A 19185-nucleotide genomic window follows, 5' to 3' on the forward strand; every position below is an offset into this window, starting at 1 on the left:
CTGTCTACATAAAATCTTCATCAAAAAATTAGGGCTTACGCATTGACAAAGTTTCTTAAATATGTAATTCGGATTTTATCTCTTGTAGGGTGCGTCAGACCCGATAATTTGGTAAAAAACAGATTTCCTCTATCTGACGCACCCTACCCAATAAGTTATTCCCAAAGCCGAAAACGACGCGTGCGTAAGTCCTAAAAATAATGGATTATCTGAATTTTGGTTCACCTACTTAGGAACTTTTGGTGATATGAAAATCCCAATACCATTGTGAACACGGGCTGCTGTACTAGGAGAACGGTCAAGTAACTGACCGCCTAAATAAAGACTGGTAGAACTACCACCGTCTAAATTTAAAGCATTAATACAACCCATTGTTTGCATTAATTTTGCTTGTTCTGCCAAAGTTGGACCACCACCACCAGCCCGACTATGTACAGCAGCAATCATAAGATTACCTGTGGAAGTGGTACAAATACTGCTGCGAACTGCTTGACTTGTCATGAAAGCAGGGCTGAATGTTTCTGCTGGTCCATCTAGAACTATTTGCCGATTTTGGACTAATAGGGGACCTGCACCAATAATGTGGGGGTAGCGACTAAATTCAGGTGTGGTAGTGGTGCTGGTAAGAGAAACTTTTGTCCCAATGGGTAATTGTGGTGTCTGATTGCGGAAGATGAGGAGATAACCATTTTCGGGAATGGGAATGGTAGTTATACCACTTTTACCTCCTGCTAACTGATTGCTTACTTGATTGTTTTCGACAACTACAATAGTTTCATTATCAGCTAAAGGTGTATAAGTATTTCCCCATACTGGAGTATAACGAGCGATACCGCGTTGGACATAGCCAGTATTAAGTAAGGAAATGGGTAGACGTTGATTATTGTTCGTAATTAAGGCTTCTGTGAGGGTGAGCCGACCAAAGTAAAATTGTCCGTTATTATTCCAAGCGATCGCTCCTCGGTTAAGAATTGGACCGGATATCCACTGATTATCTCGCCGAATTGCGCCTAAAGGTAATTTATTATTACGGTTAAAATAACCACCATTAACTGCGGCTACTGCTAAGTAATTTTGAGCAGTTTGGATTAAAGGGGCTGTACCAGTTAATGTTTGCGGATTAGTAATTATAGGCTTAATACTTAATCCCACAGACCGAGGGTTAATATCTAACCAAACCACAGGAAAGCGATCTGTTCCTAAAGTTACCAACTGCTGTCGCCATTGTAATCCCTGCGCCCAAGCAATAGTTTTTTCCACCATGGCATCAGGTTGAATATCAATAACTAAGCGATTGGGTTGGGGAATAGTGCTAACTTGTAGAGACTGACCAAAGGGAATACTAAGACGGAGAATTGTTTGATTATTAACCACTTCCACTTTTTGAATTATTGATACGGAAATGGGTGGTGTAGTGGGTTGAGAGTTATAGCGTTGTATTAAAGTCGGATCAGCAATACCATCTAGGGTAAGCGTCCATTCTCTGTTGGGTGGTGTGGTAGATTTAGAGATAATCTCATCAGGATCTACTACTTTTTTAACTGGTAATTCTTGTCGAATTTGCCAAGGGGTCGCTATATCTAAATCGAGGACAACTCTATCTCCTTTTGGTTGTTTACCCAGACGAATGTTTTTCAGTTGAGAAGGGGGAGTAGAAATTACCAAAGTGTTACCATTAGCTTGAATTTGCCATTTAGCTGTTTGGGCTAATTGAGTAATATCTAAATAACGATATCCTCCGCTAAGATTCGTGTTAAAAATGAGGGGATTTGTCAAGCCAGAAAACCACTGTACTGGTTGTTTGCCAGGATTACTGCTATTGAGTAAATCTATCCCTATTAATTGCTTAACTGCACCATCACTTAGATAAGTTTGTCCTTTAATGGTGGTTGCTGTTGGTTGTAACCATGCTCCTGGTAAAATCCGTCCATTGAGAATAATTTGATTACCAGCACTAACGGAAGTGGGAACGGGAGTTAGTAAACTAGGAGTATCTTGAGCAAATGCCCCATAAGTAGCAGTCAAACACAGTGCTGTTGACAGTAGCGGTAATACAGAATTTAGGATTTTCAAGATCATTGACTGGGTATTTTTAAAAGTTATCAATCAAAACCCAGCCTAGCGAAAATTTATCAGAAAATTTAAAAAATAATTACCTTTTTTAGAAATATTCGTGATATTATTTATCTTGGGTCTGTGTCTCTTATTCAGAGTAGCAGGCAGTTACTATGCTAAAAATACTAGCTGCAATTGTCTTAAATAATACAAATTAATTGGAGCCTGCTATGATACTGTTGGGGGTTAAAGGTGAAATTCGGACACCCTATCCTCATCTCTAAAATTTTAGGTTTTGGGGTTTGAATCTAAAATCTCAAGTTCCTGTGGTTGGTCATGAATAAACAGCCAGAATACAGGGAAAAATAGATATGTTTTAGGAATTGTCAAATGGGCATATAGTGAAAATAGGCTAATTTTTGGGAGCTATCAGTAATCAGCAAAGAACAAGAATAGCTTGCATGGTGTAAGCCGTGAGCAAAAAAACTGCAAACTTCAAAACCGTTGGATTTACAGGTCTTTCTGGATTAGGGTAGTTTGTTTATATAGTGCATTGACACTCTCAGCGGCTAAAGTCAGTGAGATTCTTAGTTCACCGAAACCACTTAATTTAGATTCCTTGCGGTTTCTAAACCAGAGGTGGGGTCTCACCAAGTAGAGCAACCGCCGTTTAATTGTCAAGGTATGGTGTCTGCGATTTAGGCAGCAATTGGGTTTTTAGACAGGTTGATTACCCTTCCTGTATCAATACTTGTCGGTTAAGGAAATGTAGGTTGGGTTGAGCGACAGCGAAACCAAACAAAATCCTTGATAAGGTTGGGTTGAGGAACGAAACCCGACCTACCATATAATGACTTTTCATGCTTAACCGAGTAGTATTGCTTCCTGTATAGGTAATATTATCCATAAAATGCTAAATTATGACAAGAGAAAATAGAAATTGAGTAAGAATTGATGACGGGGATTAAAATTACCGAGTATTCTTGTAAACAAACAAAAAATAAATAGGTATTGATAACACAGCTTTAGTTAAACGTCAAGCTAAAATTGTTATCTCTAAACTTTGGTAATTATGTATTTTTATCCAGTGCCAAAACTGAGAAAATTTCCCTTTAGCAGTAATAACAACATCTGTACCTCAACATTTCAGGAATAGAGTATGAATCATCAACCATCGAATCAGGGTCAGCAAATTACAGTGTCAGATACTAATTTTCCAGATACATATCCAGGACAAAAGTGGTTAGTAGAAGAAAGGGATGCTTGTGGAGTCGGGTTTATTACCCATCGTCAAAATATTGCCAGTCATGAAATTTTGGATCAAGCCTTAACTGCTTTAACTTGCTTAGAACATAGAGGGGGTTGTAGTGCTGACCAAGATTCTGGAGATGGTGCGGGGATATTAACAGCGATTCCTTGGGAATTATTGGCACAAGACAAGAATCATGGCATTGATTTTGCCAAGCTGAGTAATATGGCGGTGGGGATGATATTTTTTCCCCAAGACGCAACAGCCGCAAAAGCTGCTAAGGCTGCATTTGCACAAATAGCAGCAGAGGAGAGATTAACTATACTGGGCTGGCGAGTAGTTCCGGTGCGTCCAGAAGTATTAGGGATGCAAGCAAAAGAAAATCAACCCCAAATAGAACAGGTTATAATTTCTTGTGCTGATAAGAGCGGTGATGAACTAGAAAGAGAATTGTATATTGCCCGTCGCCGCATTATGCAAGCGGGCAGAAAAATTTCTGAAGATTTCTATGTCTGTTCCTTGTCTAGCCGGACAATTGTTTATAAAGGCATGGTGCGTTCCGCTGTCTTGGGGGATTTTTACGAAGATCTAAAAAATCCGGCTTTTAAAGTGGCATTTGCAGTATATCATCGCCGCTTTAGTACCAATACGATGCCTAAATGGCCTTTAGCCCAACCAATGCGGTTATTAGGTCATAACGGAGAAATTAACACCCTGTTGGGGAATATTAATTGGATGATGGCACGGGAAGCCACCCTTAGTCATCCGATTTGGGAAGATCGGTTTGACGAACTCAAACCAATGGTGAACATTGATAATAGTGATTCTGCTACTTTAGATAATGTACTAGAGTTGTTGGTGCGTTCGGGACGCAGCCCTTTAGAAGGGTTAATGATGATGGTTCCCGAAGCGTATAAAAATCAACCTTCCTTGGCTGAATATCCCGAAATTGTGGATTTTTATGAATATTACAGCGGTTTGCAAGAAGCATGGGATGGACCCGCGCTGTTAGTATTTAGCGATGGCAAAAAAGTTGGAGCAACATTAGATCGTAATGGTTTAAGACCTGCGCGTTATGTCATTACCAAAGATGATTATATTGTTGTTGCCTCCGAAGCTGGAGTTGTGGATTTCCCAGAAGAAAACATTCTCGAAAAAGGTAGACTCGGTCCAGGACAAATGATTGCGGTGGATTTAAACACCCAAGAAATCCTCAAGAACTGGGAGATTAAACAGCGCATTGCTAAACAACATCCTTATGGCGAATGGTTGCAACAATACCGCCAAGAATTGAGTAAGTTAGTGAAGGGTAAGTCTGTAGTTAATGGCAATGGTAACGGTAATGGGCATTTGTCAACAAACAACGAACAACTGACAACTGACAAAATTGATTCACAAGTCTTATTGCAACAGCAAATTGCCTTTGGCTACACCATAGAAGATGTGGAAATGGTGATTCACCCTATGGCTAGTACGGGTGCAGAAGCAACTTTCTGTATGGGAGATGATATTCCTTTAGCGGTATTGTCAGAAAAATCCCATTTGCTGTATGACTATTTTAAACAGCGGTTTGCCCAAGTTACTAATCCAGCGATTGACCCTTTACGGGAAAAGTTGGTGATGTCGCTGACGGTGGAATTGGGTGAAAAGGGGAATTTATTAGAACCTAAACCGGAATACGCCCGCAGACTCAAGTTGGAGTCTCCTGTACTCACTCAAACAGAGTTAGAAACTATTAAGTTGTCAGGATTTGCAACGGCTGAATTGTCAACTTTATTTCCCATAGCCACAGGACCAGATGGTTTAAAAACGGCTGTGGAATCTTTGCAAAAACAAGCTGCGGAATCGGTGCGGGCTGGTGCGAAGATTCTCATATTAAGTGACAGAACAGGTACAGGGATTGCGGCAGAATATACCTATATTCCTCCTTTATTAGCCATTGGTGCGGTTCACCATCACTTAATCCGTGAAGGGTTACGGATGAAAACATCCTTAATTGTGGATACAGCCCAATGTTGGAGTACCCATCATTTTGCCTGTTTGTTGGGTTATGGTGCGGGGGCGGTTTGTCCCTATATGGCTTTAGATACTGTAACTGCTTGGTGGCATGAACCCAAAACTCAGCAGTTTATGACTAGGGGCAAAATTGCCACTCTGACTTTAAATCAAGCCGTAGAAAATTATCGCAAAGCTATAGAATCGGGTTTGCTGAAAATCCTCTCGAAGATGGGTATTTCCCTACTTTCCAGTTATCAAGCGGCGCAAATATTTGAAGCTATTGGGATTGGTGGTGATTTGTTGGCTTTGGGTTTCCGGGGAACAACTTCCCGGATTGGTGGTTTAAGTGTGAGTGAATTAGCACAAGAGGTGTTATCTTTCCACAGTAAGGCTTTCCCGGAATTGACGGCGAAGAAGTTGGAAAACTTAGGTTTTGTCCAATACCGTCCCGGTGGTGAATACCACATGAATAGCCCAGAATTGGCGAAGTCGCTGCATAAGGCTGTCAATGGTAAGCAGTATGACCATTATGAGGTTTATAAGCAACATCTGCACAATCGTCCGGTAACGGCGTTGCGTGATTTGCTAGATTTCCACAGCGAGCGCTCACCAATTCCTTTGGAAGAGGTGGAGTCAGTTAATGATATTGTTAAACGTTTCTGTACTGGTGGGATGTCTTTAGGGGCGTTATCACGAGAAGCACATGAAACTTTAGCGATCGCAATGAATCGCATTGGTGGTAGATCTAATTCTGGTGAAGGTGGCGAAGATCCGGTTCGTTACAACGTTTTAAATGATGTTGATACCGCTGGTAAATCTCCTACTCTGCCTCATCTCAATGGGTTGAAAAATGGTGACACGGCTGCAAGTGCCATTAGACAAATTGCCTCAGGACGGTTCGGCGTTACTCCCCAATACTTAGCCACAGCCCAACAACTAGAAATCAAAATTGCCCAAGGTGCAAAACCAGGAGAAGGTGGACAGCTACCTGGACCCAAAGTAAGCCCTTATATTGCCATGTTGCGGCGTTCTAAGCCGGGTGTAACTTTGATTTCCCCGCCACCCCACCATGATATTTATTCGATTGAAGATTTAGCCCAGTTGATTTTTGACTTGCACCAAATTAATCCTAAAGCTCAAGTTTCGGTGAAATTAGTCGCAGAAATCGGGATTGGCACAATTGCTGCGGGTGTGGCTAAAGCTAACGCCGATATTATCCAAATTTCGGGACATGATGGCGGTACAGGTGCATCACCCCTCTCTTCGATTAAACACGCGGGTAGTCCTTGGGAATTGGGGCTAACGGAAGTGCATCGGGTATTGATGGAAAACAGCCTGCGCGATCGCGTCATCTTGCGGGTAGATGGTGGTCTGAAAAGCGGCTGGGATGTCCTAGTTGGGGCGTTAATGGGGGCAGAGGAGTTTGGGTTCGGTTCCATAGCTATGATTGCGGAAGGCTGCATTATGGCGCGGATTTGCCACACTAATAATTGTCCTGTGGGGATAGCTTCTCAAAAAGAAGAAATGCGGAAACGGTTTACTGGCATTCCCGAACACGTTGTTAATTTCTTCTACTTCATCGCGGAAGAGGTGCGGAGTCTGTTGGCTAAATTGGGATATCGTTCTTTATCAGAAGTAATTGGTCGCGCTGATTTATTAACGGTGCGTTCTGAAGTTAGACTGAATAAAACACAAGCTTTGAATTTGGATTGTTTAACTAAGCTGCCAGATGCAAAAGTTAATCGTAGTTGGTTGGTGCATGAAAAAGTTCACAGCAATGGACCAGTTTTAGATGATCAGTTACTAGCTGATGCAGATATTCAAGCCGCGATTCAGAATCAGGGTGAAGTTAGTAAAACCGTTACCGTCGTAAATACTGATAGAACGGTCGGCGCAAGGTTAACTGGGGCGATCGCTCATAAATACGGTGACAACGGCTTTACAGGGCAAATAAACCTGAATTTCCAGGGAAGTGTGGGGCAAAGCTTCGGCGCATTTAACCTGGATGGTGTGATTCTCAACTTAGTAGGGGAAGCAAACGACTATGTTGGTAAGGGCATGAACGGTGGGGAAATTATTATTAAGCCCCCAGCCAATGCCACCTATAACCCAGCAGAAAACGTGATTGTAGGGAATACCTGCCTTTATGGGGCGACTGGTGGGGTGTTATTTGCCAATGGTTTAGCCGGAGAACGGTTTGCGGTGCGGAACTCTAAAGGTACAGCCGTAATTGAAGGGGCTGGTGATCACTGCTGCGAGTATATGACTGGTGGTGTAATTGTGGTTCTGGGTAAAGCTGGCCGCAACGTGGGTGCAGGTATGACAGGCGGTTTAGCTTATTTCCTTGATGAAGTCGGTAATTTCCCTGATTTTGTCAATCATGCGATCGTCAAAGTGCAACGGGTTGTGAGTGAAGCAGGTGCAAAACAATTGTATGAGTTAATTCAAACTCATGCCCAGAAAACGGGTTCACCCAAGGCACAGGAAATTATTGCTAATTGGGAAGTATATTTACCTAAGTTCTGGCAATTAGTACCACCTTCTGAATCTGATAGTCCAGAAGCCAAAGTAGCAGAAAAACAATTGAGTTCTGTGTAATTTGTCTGAATCAGGATGTACAGGATTTGAGGATTTACAGGATTTAATTAAATACTTTATCCTGTTTATCCTTTAATCCTTTTTTGTCTGAATCAGGATGTCCAGGATTTGAGGATTTCCAGGATTTAATTAATAACTAGACATCTCCAGAAATTTAATTTCCTTACAACAACCGGAGCTTTTTAGGTTAAATTTCCGAGGTGTCTATTGCATTTGCAAGAAGTAGTACCTACGAGCAAAGTTGGATAATTTGAGTTTGCAAGGCGAGTTTTTCATCTACACCAGATTTGAGCATTAGCTCAAGTTCCAATAGCATTTTTAAACTATTTTTCAGCTTGTTTACACAACAATTAGCAACCTCTTGGCGGATGTAATACAAGCGTTTGGGATTTTTCACGTCTGCAAGTTGGGCGATCGTATTGTCGTCTTGACACCCTGTGATGATCATCTGTTTGACTGTTAGCCAAGTGCGAAAGGTTGTAGTCAGGGTAGCGGTAATCTTTAAAGCTGGTTCGTTACAGTTAATTAAGTGTTCAACAAATTCTAATGCTTGAGCAATGTTACCCAAGCGAATGGCGTTGGCTAGTTGTAAACTATTAGCAGAATGGACTCCAACTGCAACAAAATTTCTTTTGAACACACTCCCAGTAATGTGCTGTTGGGCAAATGTACTAATCTTCCTCTACTCCCAACTGGTGGTGTCATGATATCGGATAATGCTTGAGGAATGGTTTCTTTAGATTCTGGGGGGTATTCTGTATGGTTGAAGTTTGCCCATTGTTGATCTAGAGTGTGGGTTTTTAGTTGTTTGATGGTGCGAGTTAGAAAGAATTCGTTTTCACTAAAGTACAAGTATGTTGGCATGGTAGTACGGCAATTGTATTGTCGTACATGAGCGTTAGCTCTAAGCCTACTATAATTTTGTTTGCATGGGAAAGCAGTCATTCAACAAAATGGCACTTTCGTTCTTCAACTTGGGTTACTTAATGTCATATTGAAATCACTGCTGACAAACTGTCAAAGATAGTTGACGTTCAGTCAAGAGTGTATGATAATGTTTTACACAAGTCAATATATCTGTCTGTCGTGCTTTCAAAATCATACAATGCCCCATCTAAGAAGCTTTTATGTAGTACATCCTGATGATTGGCTGCTTCAAGAGTTCAGTCTAGGGATTCAGAACCGTTCTAAAGAATCAATTCGTCAGTGGATACTCCGAGAACTTCTAGAAACTTATAACTACCCAACTGGCTGGTTAGAAAATCAAATCAGTTTAGTTGACTCTGAAAGTTTGGAGTTAGAAGTTGAAGACTTTTTTGGGATTCGTTTGTTAACAACTAATGGAGAACCTTTTTTTTGGATTTCTATTAGCGAGGAAAATGAATTAGAAAAGGCTGAAAATCGTCTAGTATCAATCTTAACGGGTGACAAGGCGGCTAAAGAGCTTGTTTCATAAGGGATAGAGCCTGAAAGCCCCGTTGAAAAAAGAGGCGTTTATGAGGCTTGAGATTGATTAAATTCAGAGCTAAATCAGCCCATAATTCCATACCATAAATCCATAGTTGTCCGTAGAGAGCAAAGCTAAAATCACTTTGACGTGGGTACTTGTCCTGATGTTGTTGAATACGTCCGGCATAAGTCTCTATACCTAATTTTTTCATCCGTTGACCGTGCATAGTGGCTAAACTATAAGCAATGACAATCAATAATACTAAAGCTAAAAAGCGAGTTTCATTTACTTTAGTATCCTCTAAATTATAACCACCAGTTTTACAATCCTTAAAGAATTGCTCAATTCCCCATCGACATCTATAGAGGCATAAAGTTTGTTGGAGAGTTGGTAGATTCGTCAAGATATACCAAGGTTCTTTTGGTCCAGAGTTCCGATATTTTCTCTTCCAATAAACAGCGATATTAAATAAGCCTAATTCATCCCCTTTACCACATTTAACTTTTTCATAAAATCTCGACATTCCTGGCTTAAATCCTTGATTTTTAAGAACTTGATATTCTTGTTCAGGTTTTTCTTGAAAATAAAGGTTTTTCTTCTGGCGTAAAGCGAAGTAAACTCCTTGCTCATCAAGCCATTTAGCCAGTTTTGGACTATGAAATTCTCTGTCTGCTAACACCACAATTCGACATTTTTTTAACAACTTTATTGCTGTCTTTATTAATCTTTTCTGTGTTTGTAAATTACTATTTCCGACATGATTTAATGTTTCCCAATATAGTGGTAGGGCATGAGTACCCCATACCAATGTCACCATAAATATATTTCGCCCCTTCCACTGTGTTCTATCCAGTGCTACCATCCAATAACCATATTTTTGATACTGTTTTTTATGAAAATAACGGCGCTGTTCTCGATTCAGTTGTTTTGGTGTTAACGATTGTCTAATCCAATATTTTATCAATGGAAACCATAATAATTTTACGCAGAGTTTACCTATTCCTAAAAATCTTTGTAGATTACGTTTCCTGCTTTCATATTTAATTGGTTGGGGAAACAAGCTGGCCAATTTTGACAGTTTTACTTGGCGATGAGCCTGTATTAATAACAACAATATCTCTAGTGTCAAATACTGCTGTTCACTCAAATGCTTTCGGAAAATTGTTTGATATGATTGTGGTAACATTTTTTGCTTCGGGGGCTTCTTTGTCCCTATTTTTTTACTCCCTTATTTTCTCAAATTATTGCCACATCTCATCTTCAACCGCCTTGTCACCCGTTAAGACCTCCTCTCGTTTTTAGGAGAAAACGAGACATTTGATTGATTCGCTTACACGCCATAGGAGTTGCTTTTATGATTGCAATGGCGGCATTCTCAGGTGTCACTATAAACTCACTCGTAATTTAGCAGTAGTATTTTACAACAAAAGTGTTAAGTAGACGTGAACCTGAGATATAAGATATAAGATATAAGTAAGTACGATTCGTTCTGGAGAAACTCAGTTTTTTGGGCGGATTTCAGGCTTTAGTAGAGTAACTCTTATATTGTATGCCTATGCCATAGAGGTGACTTTCTAGCTTAGGCATCCAGGTAGCTTGGAGAGAAAAAAATTATAGGCGATCGCCTATGGTAATGGAGTGGGCGATCGCTCTCATCATTAGTATAATCCCCCACTCAAAACAAACTCAACTGCTTTCCCACATCACCTTGAGGCTCAACAACCGAAAGTAACTCATCTCGTTTTTTAGCCATCAACTCCAAATAATACCCACTGGAATAGCTTTCAGAATTAGTCAGTCCCCGAACTCCTTGATAAAACGTCACAACATCCCCAGTATTACCCAGAACCAAAAGAGCCTTTTCACCCTTCTTAATTTTCCGAGTAACCTGTAACTGTTCCACAGGAAAATCACCAGAACGAATAACCTTGGTTAATTCTTTGAGTCTGAGTCGTTCCCTGGTGAGATAATCGAGAATACTTAATCCCACTCATTGCGTATTTGGAGATGTCTACTTTATCTGTATTTATCCTGTTTATCCTTTCATCTTTTTTGTCTGAATCAGGATGTCCAGGATTTAAGGATTTACAGGATTTAATTACGATTATGTGCATCTTCATCCAGAATTGGTATAAGCTGAGAAACATTTAATTTGCATAATTAAAACAGGCAGGATGCCTGTTCCACAAGAGTTTTAGTTGTGAGCAATATACAATCTAAATGTCCAACAGCTTATTCATCCTGTTCATCCTTTAATCCTGGTTATCCTGATTCTGACATTTTTATTTATGGTTTCTTCGCTTTTTGAGATTTTGTTTTATTATGGGCAACTAACTGGGGATATTGATCTTGCATTTCTAAAAGTTCGGGAACAGTCACAAATTCATAACCCTGTTTCCGAAACCTGCTAATGATTTCTGGTAAGGCTTTGACAGTGTGAGAGCGATCGCCACCACCATCGTGCATTAACACAATACCCCCTGGTTTAGCTTCCCTAAAGATGTTATTAATTAGTCTTGGCACACCCGGACGTGAATAGTCCATAGAATCAGACGACCACATAATAACAGCATATTTATTACTTTTAGCATAAGCCGCTACTCCATTCCTCATGTTTCCTCCTGGTGGACGAAACAGACTGGTTTTTATACCAGTAGTCTTATAAATTATGTCTGTTGTATTAGCAACTTCGTAAGCTGCTGTCTGTGCATTCATGTGATGATACCAATGATGCCAAGTATGATTAGCAATAATATGACCATCTGTAACTACCCGTTTTGTTAAATCTGGATAGTTTTTGACATTTTGTCCAACAACAAAAAATGTTCCCTTAATATTATTTTTCTTGAGAATATCTAATACTTTGGCGGTGCTACTAGGCCAAGGTCCGTCATCAAACGTTAGGGCAATAACTTTGTTTCCTGGGGGAAGTTTAGCCTCGCTAATGACAATCCCTTGAAAGTTAGATGGTACATCAGTGGAAACCCCTTTGGCTTGTGCTTCTTGTTGCCAAGTGGTAAGCATTTCTGTTTTAAATTCCTCTAACCGCTGCTGAGTTTTCACATTAGCTGCAATATCTTTATTTTTAACAATTACACCTTGACTTTGAGCATCAGAGATTTTCGCTTTGAATAAAATCATCAAAGCAATGCTTAAAGTGCCAGTTAGTCCAAGTATTGCAATTAATATTCCCTGCTTTCCAAAAAAAGACTTATTATTTTCCACAGTGTAACTCCTTCAAGGGACGAGCAACCATTGATGGCAGTGATAGCTCTGACGGTAGGTTATAACACATTTTTCTAAAAATTGAGGTAGTTTACCATACTCTGAAGTATGATGTCCTTGGTATTCATGTATATTCTGCTGATTGAACTCATGATTCACTATTAAAGAAAAAATAATTTTTTCCTCAATGCCATGAGTAGTTAGATGATAATTAACTGAAGATAGTTTCTCATTTACGAATGAGATTTAGTAGTTACATTAGCTACTAATCTAACCTTGAGTGGATATACTTTTATCATAGATTGATAACTTTTCCATAATAGTGGATTTAGCAGAAAAAATTAACATTTGTTCTGTTAAGTTGATTTTTTCCAAATCACTAATATCACTCCAGTGACAATCAAACCTAGTCCAAAAACACGGGTTAGAGAAATAGGTTCTTTTAAAACAAAGTAACCTAGTAATACAGAAAATATATAACCAATGGATACAGCAGGGGCAGCAACGCTGAGATTGATTCTGGTTAGGAGTAATATATAGGTTACTGCACCAATACCATAACAGGTTAATCCTAATAAAACTTCTGGTATGGTGATCATGTTGAGAATGAGATTAATAATGTTTCCTATATGAACTTTACCTAATTTAATCGCCCCCATTTTCAAAAAAAATTGTCCTGCTACACTAATAAGAACTGATATTAGCAGTAAACTAAATTCTGGTATTGACACTGATATTGCCTTAATTTTATTGATAACGGTGATTGGTGGGATGAAATACAATGGAGGGCGCAGACCCTGCGCCCCTAGGTTTTTGAGATTTAAAACTATTGAATAGTATTATTTTTTTTAAGTCAACATTTTAGTTTTTTGTAAAGCCTCCACTTTCTTTTAATGTATAAAGAGGACGACCTTTCACTTCTTCATATATTCTGCCAATATATTCACCTAAAATACCAATACAAACTAATTGGACTGAACCCAAGAAAAACATGGAAATTGTAATTAATGTGTAACCAATTAAGTGAGAGACTGGGGCAAAGATTCGCCAATAAAGGACTAATACTATCATAATCATAGCAATCGTAGCTGAGATAATACCTAAGTAGGTTGCCAGTCGTAAGGGAACTGTAGAGAAAGAGATAATACCATCAATTGCCAGGGATAAAGATTTACCAAAAGTATATTTTACATCTCCTGCAAACCGAGGGTTTCTTTCAAAAAGTACAGAGGTTTGTCGAAAACCTACCCAAGCACGTAACCCGCGAACATAACGGTTGCGTTCTGGCATAGAATTCAAGATATCTACTACTTGTCTATCCATTAAGCAAAAATCGCCTGTATCTACAGGAATATCAACTTTAGCCAAGCGTCGAAGCAGACGATAAAAAAGGTATGCCGTTAAGCGTTTTAGCCAACCTTCCTTTTGACGGGATATGCGTTGAGCGTATACTACTTGGTATTCTTGATGCCATTTTTCGATCATTGTTAAAATTAATTCTGGTGGATCTTGAAGATCGGCATCCATAACAATGATACATTTACCTTGGACAAAGTTCAAACCGGCGGTAACGGCGATTTGATGCCCAAAATTCCGGGCGAGACTGAGGTAATGGACTCGATGATCACGGTGATGTAATTCGCGCATCATACTCAAAGAGCGATCGCGGCTACCATCATCAATTAAAATTAATTCCACATCACCGTCTAACTGTTCCATAACATCATGTAAACGGCGATACATCTCCATAATATTTTCTTCTTCGTTATAAATGGGGATAACTAGGGAGTAGATGGGCTGATTGATCATGATAAAATTTATTGAAAATTTAATTGCCTGAAAATAAAAATATAATGAATTATTCCTCTTATCTAAAAATCAATAAAGACTATATCATACTATTAACCATCTGGTTAATAGGATTAATGATAGATAGAACATGGTTTTTCTTAGATGAATCTATTCCAGCTTATGATCAAAGCGCACATTTAACGGGAGCATTACATCATTATCGGATTTTTCAAAACTTAAATATCTTATCAGGTGATTGGTGGTTATCTCTATGGCAATTAACCCCTAGTTATCGCGCTCCTTTTGTATATATTTGTACTGTACCCTTTTTAGTATTGTTTGGTAAGGGTCATGATCAAGCAAGTTTAGTCAATTTGGTATATACAGCGGTAATTATTTTATCAGTATATCATTTAGGGAATTATTTATTTCAAAACCGAAAAATTGGCATCACAGCCAGCATATTTTGCTTGTTATTTCCTATTATGGGAATTATCCGCACAGATTATTTATTAGATTATGGTTTAACGGCTATTGTCATAGCTACTTTCACAGTTTTAACAATTTGGAAAGATAGTTATAGTGGGTTTTTATCATGGATATTAACTCTCTTACTAGGGATAGGAATAGGGTTAATCATGTTATCTAAACCCACAGGTTTTATTTTTATTCTCATTCCTAGTATCTGCACATTAATTATTTTTATCAGCAAACGTAAATTTATTAAACTAATTCAAACAGGATTATCTTTAATTTTAGCTTGGTTGATTGCTGGTTCTTGGTATAGTGTAAATTGGTTAACTATTATTACTTCTGCCTTAAATGCTAATCATGTGGGAATAGGAGAAGGTGATCCATCTGCAACAACAATTGCTGGTTGGTTATATTATCCGCAAGCTATTCCTGAAACAGTTGGTTTTCCGATATTATTTGTAAGTATTGGTATTTTCTTAATTTATCTGTTTAAACGTCGGGTTACTCAAAATGTATTGCCAGATAATTTATCAAAATCCGCGTTAACTTGGTTATTTATTTCTCTAATTAGTAGTTATATAATTTGTTCCTTGGGGACAAATAAAGATATTAGATTTATTCTGCCTTGTTTTCCGGTAATTAGTTTAATTTTGGCTTACTTCTTTAACTTGATTGACAATATCTGGTTTAATAAATTAAGATTAGCAACTTTTGTATTAAGTGGGATAATTTTACTCAATAATTTATTCCCCTTACCCCTAATTCAAGCATGGGGAGGAAAACATTTACCAAATGATGAGAGTAAAAAATATCCCCTTGCGGAATTAATGGAGAAAATAAATCAAACTACTCCATATTTAAGAACAACTTTAGGAGTAATTCCAGTTTCTACACCCCAAGTTAATGAATTTACTTTAGATTATTTCGGGACATTAGCTGATTTTCGCATTTATGGAAGAAAATTAACTATGAAATTATCTCAGGTAAATCAGGATTTACAGTATTTATCGTGGTATGTCACCAAAGATAATGAACCAGATGAACCAGGAGAAAAGGGAGAAACAAAACGCAAATTAAAATCTTTAGTAGAATCTGATCCTGAGTTAAAATTACAGAATGATTGGGTATTACCTCATGGTGATAAATTACGATTATATCATCGCAAAAATCCTCATGTAGTTGTTGAAAAATTAAATGTTGATAATAAGCCACTTGCTTTAGAAAAAGTAATAATTGCTAATGAAGTAATTACAAATCAAAATAACTCAGTTACCTATGAAATTACAGGTTCATGGGATGAATTGCAAAATGGTTTGTTACTGTTGAAATGGCAAAATGGACAATCAGCTTGGTATCATGATCATGCGATCGCACTGGGTAATTTATATTGTGGTATAAAATGTCATCCTCAAGGAAATTTTCGAGTAATTGAGAATCTCGCTACATTTATTCCCCAGGAATTACCGCTAGGAAAATATCAACTATCCGCACTATATTTAGATAAAATTAATGGCAAAATTACACCTTTAAATATTCCTAATATAATTGTTAATGTTACAGATACAGGAAAACTAGAAAAAACACCACCTTTAGATTTAGTTTCCCGAATGTCACAATTGGCAGTAGACTTACAACAGGGAAAATTAGATAATATCTTTGTGCAAATAGATAATTTTAATCAATATGATCCTACTCAAGATTATTTAAAACAAATTGAATTTGCCGCTAATTATTACCTAGAGAATGAACCAAATAATCTGAATTGGCGTTATACTTTGGTTTTATCACAACTTTTACAGCGCAAAGCACCGGAATTAATTCAGAATTTAACAGAATTAACTAAATATGATCGTCACAATCCCTATACTTGGCTTTATTTAGCATTTGTTTATTTGTATGACTTTCAACCCAAACAAGCCGAAAAGCAGTTGATAATAGCAGAAAAATTAAAACCAGATATACCAGAATTAAAGACTTTAAAAACAGTTACAAATATCATGAAATTTCTCCCATTAATTCATTTATAAAATATGAGTCATAAACAATGGTTTTTAGGTTTATTGGTAGCATCTTTAATTTTATCGCTAATAGGTTTGGGTAATTTACCTTTACGAGATTGGGATGAAGGTACTTATGCTATAGTTGCCAGGGAAATTTATCGCACTGGTAACTGGATTTATCCGACTATCCAAGGAGATCCTTTTTTATTAAAACCACCTTTGATGCAATGGTTTATTGCTGTTTGCTATCATATCGGAGGAGTGCAAGAATTTACTACCAGATTTCCGGGAGCATTTTTAACAGCTTTAGGAGTACCTTTACTTTATTTAATTGGACGTTTAGCTTTTATAAAAAATTTACCAGCTTTATTTTCAGCTTTGGTTTATTTAACATTATTGCCTGTAGTCCGTCATGGTAGACTAGCAATGTTAGATGGAATGACTGTTTCCTTTTTCTTGTTATTGTTATTTTGCATTCTCAAAGCCCGTCATGATAGAAAATATGCTGTTGGTATCGGATTTTGTTTGGGTTTAATTACTCTGACAAAGGGAATGTTAGTAGTAGTTTTAGCAGTAATAGCAGGTTTATTTATCATTGCTAATAAACAATTAGCTATATTAAAAAATCCATTTCTATGGATAGGAATGTTATTAGGTAATTTACCGGCTATTGCTTGGTATTTTGCCCAATGGCAACATTATGGTAATATTTTCTTAGAAGTGCATTTTCAATCCCAAGCTTTTGACAGACTGGGAAAAGCTGTGGAAGGTAATACTGGTCCGATTTGGTATTATTTACTGGAAGTGATCAAATATGGTTTTCCCTGGTTGTTATTTTTGCCAGGAGGTTTATATTTAAGTTGGAAAAATCGTCATACTGCTTGGGGTTGTTTAACTCTCATTGGTACAATTGTTTATTTTGCCATAGTTTCTTTAATGAGTACCAAATTACCCTGGTATATTATGCCCATATATCCATTTTTAGCTTTAGCAATTGGGGCTAATTTAAGTTACATTTGGCAGGAGGAGAAGTTTAAAACCAGATTTTTGACGGGATTTTTTGCATTTTTAGTTATTGTCGGTTTAGCAGGTTGCATTTATTTTAGTATATTCGATAAACAGCCATTGTTAATTGTAATGAGTGTTGTTTTAGCAATGACTATGGGGATGACATCATGGTTCGTTAATCAGCATAACCGTCAATTTATCCCGGTTTTATTTGCGGGAATGTATTTAGTTTTAGGAATGTTGATGAGTTCTCAATCGTGGATATGGGAGTTAAATGAAAAATTCCCTGTTCTACCAGTGGCAGCGTTAATTAGAGATAATGTGCCACCTGGAACACAAATTTATACTTCTTTTCCTGATAGTCGTCCTAGTTTAGATTTTTATAGTGATTGTAAAATTATTCCTATATCTATGGCAGATTTAAAAGATAAGTTTGCTGATAAATCTTATTTATTATTGGGTCAGGATACTTTGCAGAAAATTAATTTAAATCAAATTAAGGTTATGGGAGAAGCTAATGGTTTTAAATTGGTGGCTATAAATTAAGGCTAGTGTGTACACACAAGTTATCGAATCACCCCACCCTAACCCTCCCCTTGTAAAGGGGAGGGAACTAATTTTTCCGGTTTCTCCCCAAAGCATCGGGGGGATTAAGGGGGGTAATTTAACTTGTGTGTACCAATACTATTGCCAATTTTCCAAAATATGTCTGAAACCCAAGAAAATCGTGACGATATCAATAGGGTTTCAGGGCTTTGGCAATAGTATTGGTGTACACGATGCCTTTATAAGTAATTGGACAAAAATATTTACAGTCATTGCGAGCGAAGAGAAGCAATCACAACCCTTGCGATTGCTTCATTTCACTTCGTTCCATATAGCTAACACCACGCTGCGCTAACGCCATGACATTGTGTAACTAATTCTGTCTCACTACTTAAAGGGAGGATTAGGGAGGGGTAAAACATTTGATAAGTAATTGGACAAAAATATTTACAGTCATTGCGAGCGAAGGGAAGCAATCACAACCCTTGGAATTGCTTCATTTCACTTCGTTCCCTATGGCTAACGCCACGCTGCGCTTACGCAATGACATTGTGTAATTAATTCTGTCTCACTACTTACAGCAATCATGACTTTTCAAACACCCTCTAAATGTCTTGGCTGGTGCGCCTATTTTTTCTGAAAATATTGCTGCGTATTCGCCATCAAATTCGCTTGTCTGTAATAGTACGGGATAAAATCGGAAATTTTTCTAAATTTTCAGCAATTACCGCCATAATCAAAGACTTTGAGAAAGCTTTAGACAGATTATGATGGAAGTTTAGGGCTTGATG

At 38.0% G+C, this 19185-nt stretch carries 13 protein-coding genes; 5 read left to right on the top strand and 8 right to left on the bottom strand.

The annotated features are described in order from the left end of the window. Positions 1-225: 225 nt before the first annotated feature. On the bottom strand, positions 226-2079 hold the full coding sequence (locus AA650_RS06510) for a phosphodiester glycosidase family protein (RefSeq protein ID WP_053538428.1): 1854 nt from the start codon (positions 2077-2079) through the stop codon (positions 226-228). Positions 2080-3214: 1135 nt separating this feature from the next. Here AA650_RS06510 and gltB point away from each other — a divergent pair. Then, the gene (gene gltB, locus AA650_RS06515; RefSeq protein WP_053538429.1) at positions 3215-7900 is read left to right on the top strand and encodes a glutamate synthase large subunit; all 4686 of its coding nucleotides are present in this window, start codon (positions 3215-3217) and stop codon (positions 7898-7900) included. A 229-nt stretch (positions 7901-8129) separates the two neighbouring features. Here the strand turns inward: gltB and AA650_RS28620 are convergent, their stop codons facing one another. Further along, on the bottom strand, positions 8130-8540 hold the full coding sequence (locus AA650_RS28620; protein ID WP_233455369.1) for a hypothetical protein: 411 nt from the start codon (positions 8538-8540) through the stop codon (positions 8130-8132). Then, complete coding sequence (locus AA650_RS28625; RefSeq protein ID WP_233455368.1) at positions 8483-8764, bottom strand: hypothetical protein; 282 nt, start codon at positions 8762-8764, stop codon at positions 8483-8485. Before AA650_RS28625 ends, AA650_RS28620 begins: the two co-directional genes overlap by 58 nt. A 241-nt stretch (positions 8765-9005) precedes the next feature. Between AA650_RS28625 and AA650_RS06525 the strand changes: the two genes are divergently transcribed. After that, on the top strand, positions 9006-9356 hold the full coding sequence (locus tag AA650_RS06525; protein WP_053538430.1) for a hypothetical protein: 351 nt from the start codon (positions 9006-9008) through the stop codon (positions 9354-9356). Here the strand turns inward: AA650_RS06525 and AA650_RS06530 are convergent. From AA650_RS06530 to AA650_RS06550, 5 genes are all read right to left on the bottom strand, one after another. Next, on the bottom strand, positions 9337-10536 hold the full coding sequence (locus AA650_RS06530) for an IS4 family transposase (RefSeq protein WP_053537530.1): 1200 nt from the start codon (positions 10534-10536) through the stop codon (positions 9337-9339). The genes AA650_RS06525 and AA650_RS06530 overlap by 20 nt on opposite strands. Positions 10537-11025: 489 nt before the next feature. Further along, a complete protein-coding gene (locus tag AA650_RS06535) occupies positions 11026-11340 on the bottom strand; it encodes a hypothetical protein (RefSeq protein ID WP_053538431.1) in 315 nt (104 codons plus the stop codon). A gap of 296 nt (positions 11341-11636) precedes the next feature. Further along, positions 11637-12575 (bottom strand): polysaccharide deacetylase family protein, encoded by a 939-nt coding sequence (locus AA650_RS06540; RefSeq protein WP_053538432.1) that lies wholly within the window; start codon positions 12573-12575, stop codon positions 11637-11639. Between the two features lie 356 nt (positions 12576-12931). After that, complete coding sequence (locus tag AA650_RS06545) at positions 12932-13306, bottom strand: EamA family transporter (RefSeq protein ID WP_027402067.1); 375 nt, start codon at positions 13304-13306, stop codon at positions 12932-12934. A 130-nt stretch (positions 13307-13436) separates the two neighbouring features. Further along, positions 13437-14381: a glycosyltransferase family 2 protein gene (locus AA650_RS06550; RefSeq protein WP_027402068.1), complete on the bottom strand. Its 945-nt coding sequence runs from the start codon at positions 14379-14381 to the stop codon at positions 13437-13439. Between the two features lie 47 nt (positions 14382-14428). Here AA650_RS06550 and AA650_RS06555 point away from each other — a divergent pair, with 47 nt between their 5' ends. The 3 genes from AA650_RS06555 to AA650_RS27660 all read left to right on the top strand — a co-directional run bounded on the left by AA650_RS06555 (position 14429) and on the right by AA650_RS27660 (position 19165). Continuing rightward, on the top strand, positions 14429-16867 hold the full coding sequence (locus tag AA650_RS06555; RefSeq protein WP_053538433.1) for a hypothetical protein: 2439 nt from the start codon (positions 14429-14431) through the stop codon (positions 16865-16867). 3 nt (positions 16868-16870) lie between these two features. After that, entirely contained in the window at positions 16871-18394 is a 1524-nt protein-coding gene (locus AA650_RS06560; protein WP_053538434.1) for an ArnT family glycosyltransferase, read from the top strand. Positions 18395-19003: 609 nt separating this feature from the next. After that, complete coding sequence (locus AA650_RS27660; protein WP_199924393.1) at positions 19004-19165, top strand: hypothetical protein; 162 nt, start codon at positions 19004-19006, stop codon at positions 19163-19165. The last annotated feature ends 20 nt before the right edge of the window (positions 19166-19185 follow it).

The sequence above is a fragment of the Anabaena sp. WA102 genome (assembly GCF_001277295.1).
Lineage (GTDB): Bacteria > Cyanobacteriota > Cyanobacteriia > Cyanobacteriales > Nostocaceae > Dolichospermum > Dolichospermum heterosporum.

Coding starts and splice junctions, on each gene's coding strand:
- AA650_RS28625 (WP_233455368.1), bottom strand. CDS start 8,764: ATGCCAACATACTTGTACTTTAGTGAAAACGAATTCTTTCTAACTCGC.
- gltB (WP_053538429.1), top strand. CDS start 3,215: ATGAATCATCAACCATCGAATCAGGGTCAGCAAATTACAGTGTCAGAT.
- AA650_RS27660 (WP_199924393.1), top strand. CDS start 19,004: ATGTCTTGGCTGGTGCGCCTATTTTTTCTGAAAATATTGCTGCGTATT.
- AA650_RS06560 (WP_053538434.1), top strand. CDS start 16,871: ATGAGTCATAAACAATGGTTTTTAGGTTTATTGGTAGCATCTTTAATT.
- AA650_RS06530 (WP_053537530.1), bottom strand. CDS start 10,536: ATGTTACCACAATCATATCAAACAATTTTCCGAAAGCATTTGAGTGAA.
- AA650_RS06510 (WP_053538428.1), bottom strand. CDS start 2,079: ATGATCTTGAAAATCCTAAATTCTGTATTACCGCTACTGTCAACAGCA.
- AA650_RS06555 (WP_053538433.1), top strand. CDS start 14,429: ATGAATTATTCCTCTTATCTAAAAATCAATAAAGACTATATCATACTA.
- AA650_RS06525 (WP_053538430.1), top strand. CDS start 9,006: ATGCCCCATCTAAGAAGCTTTTATGTAGTACATCCTGATGATTGGCTG.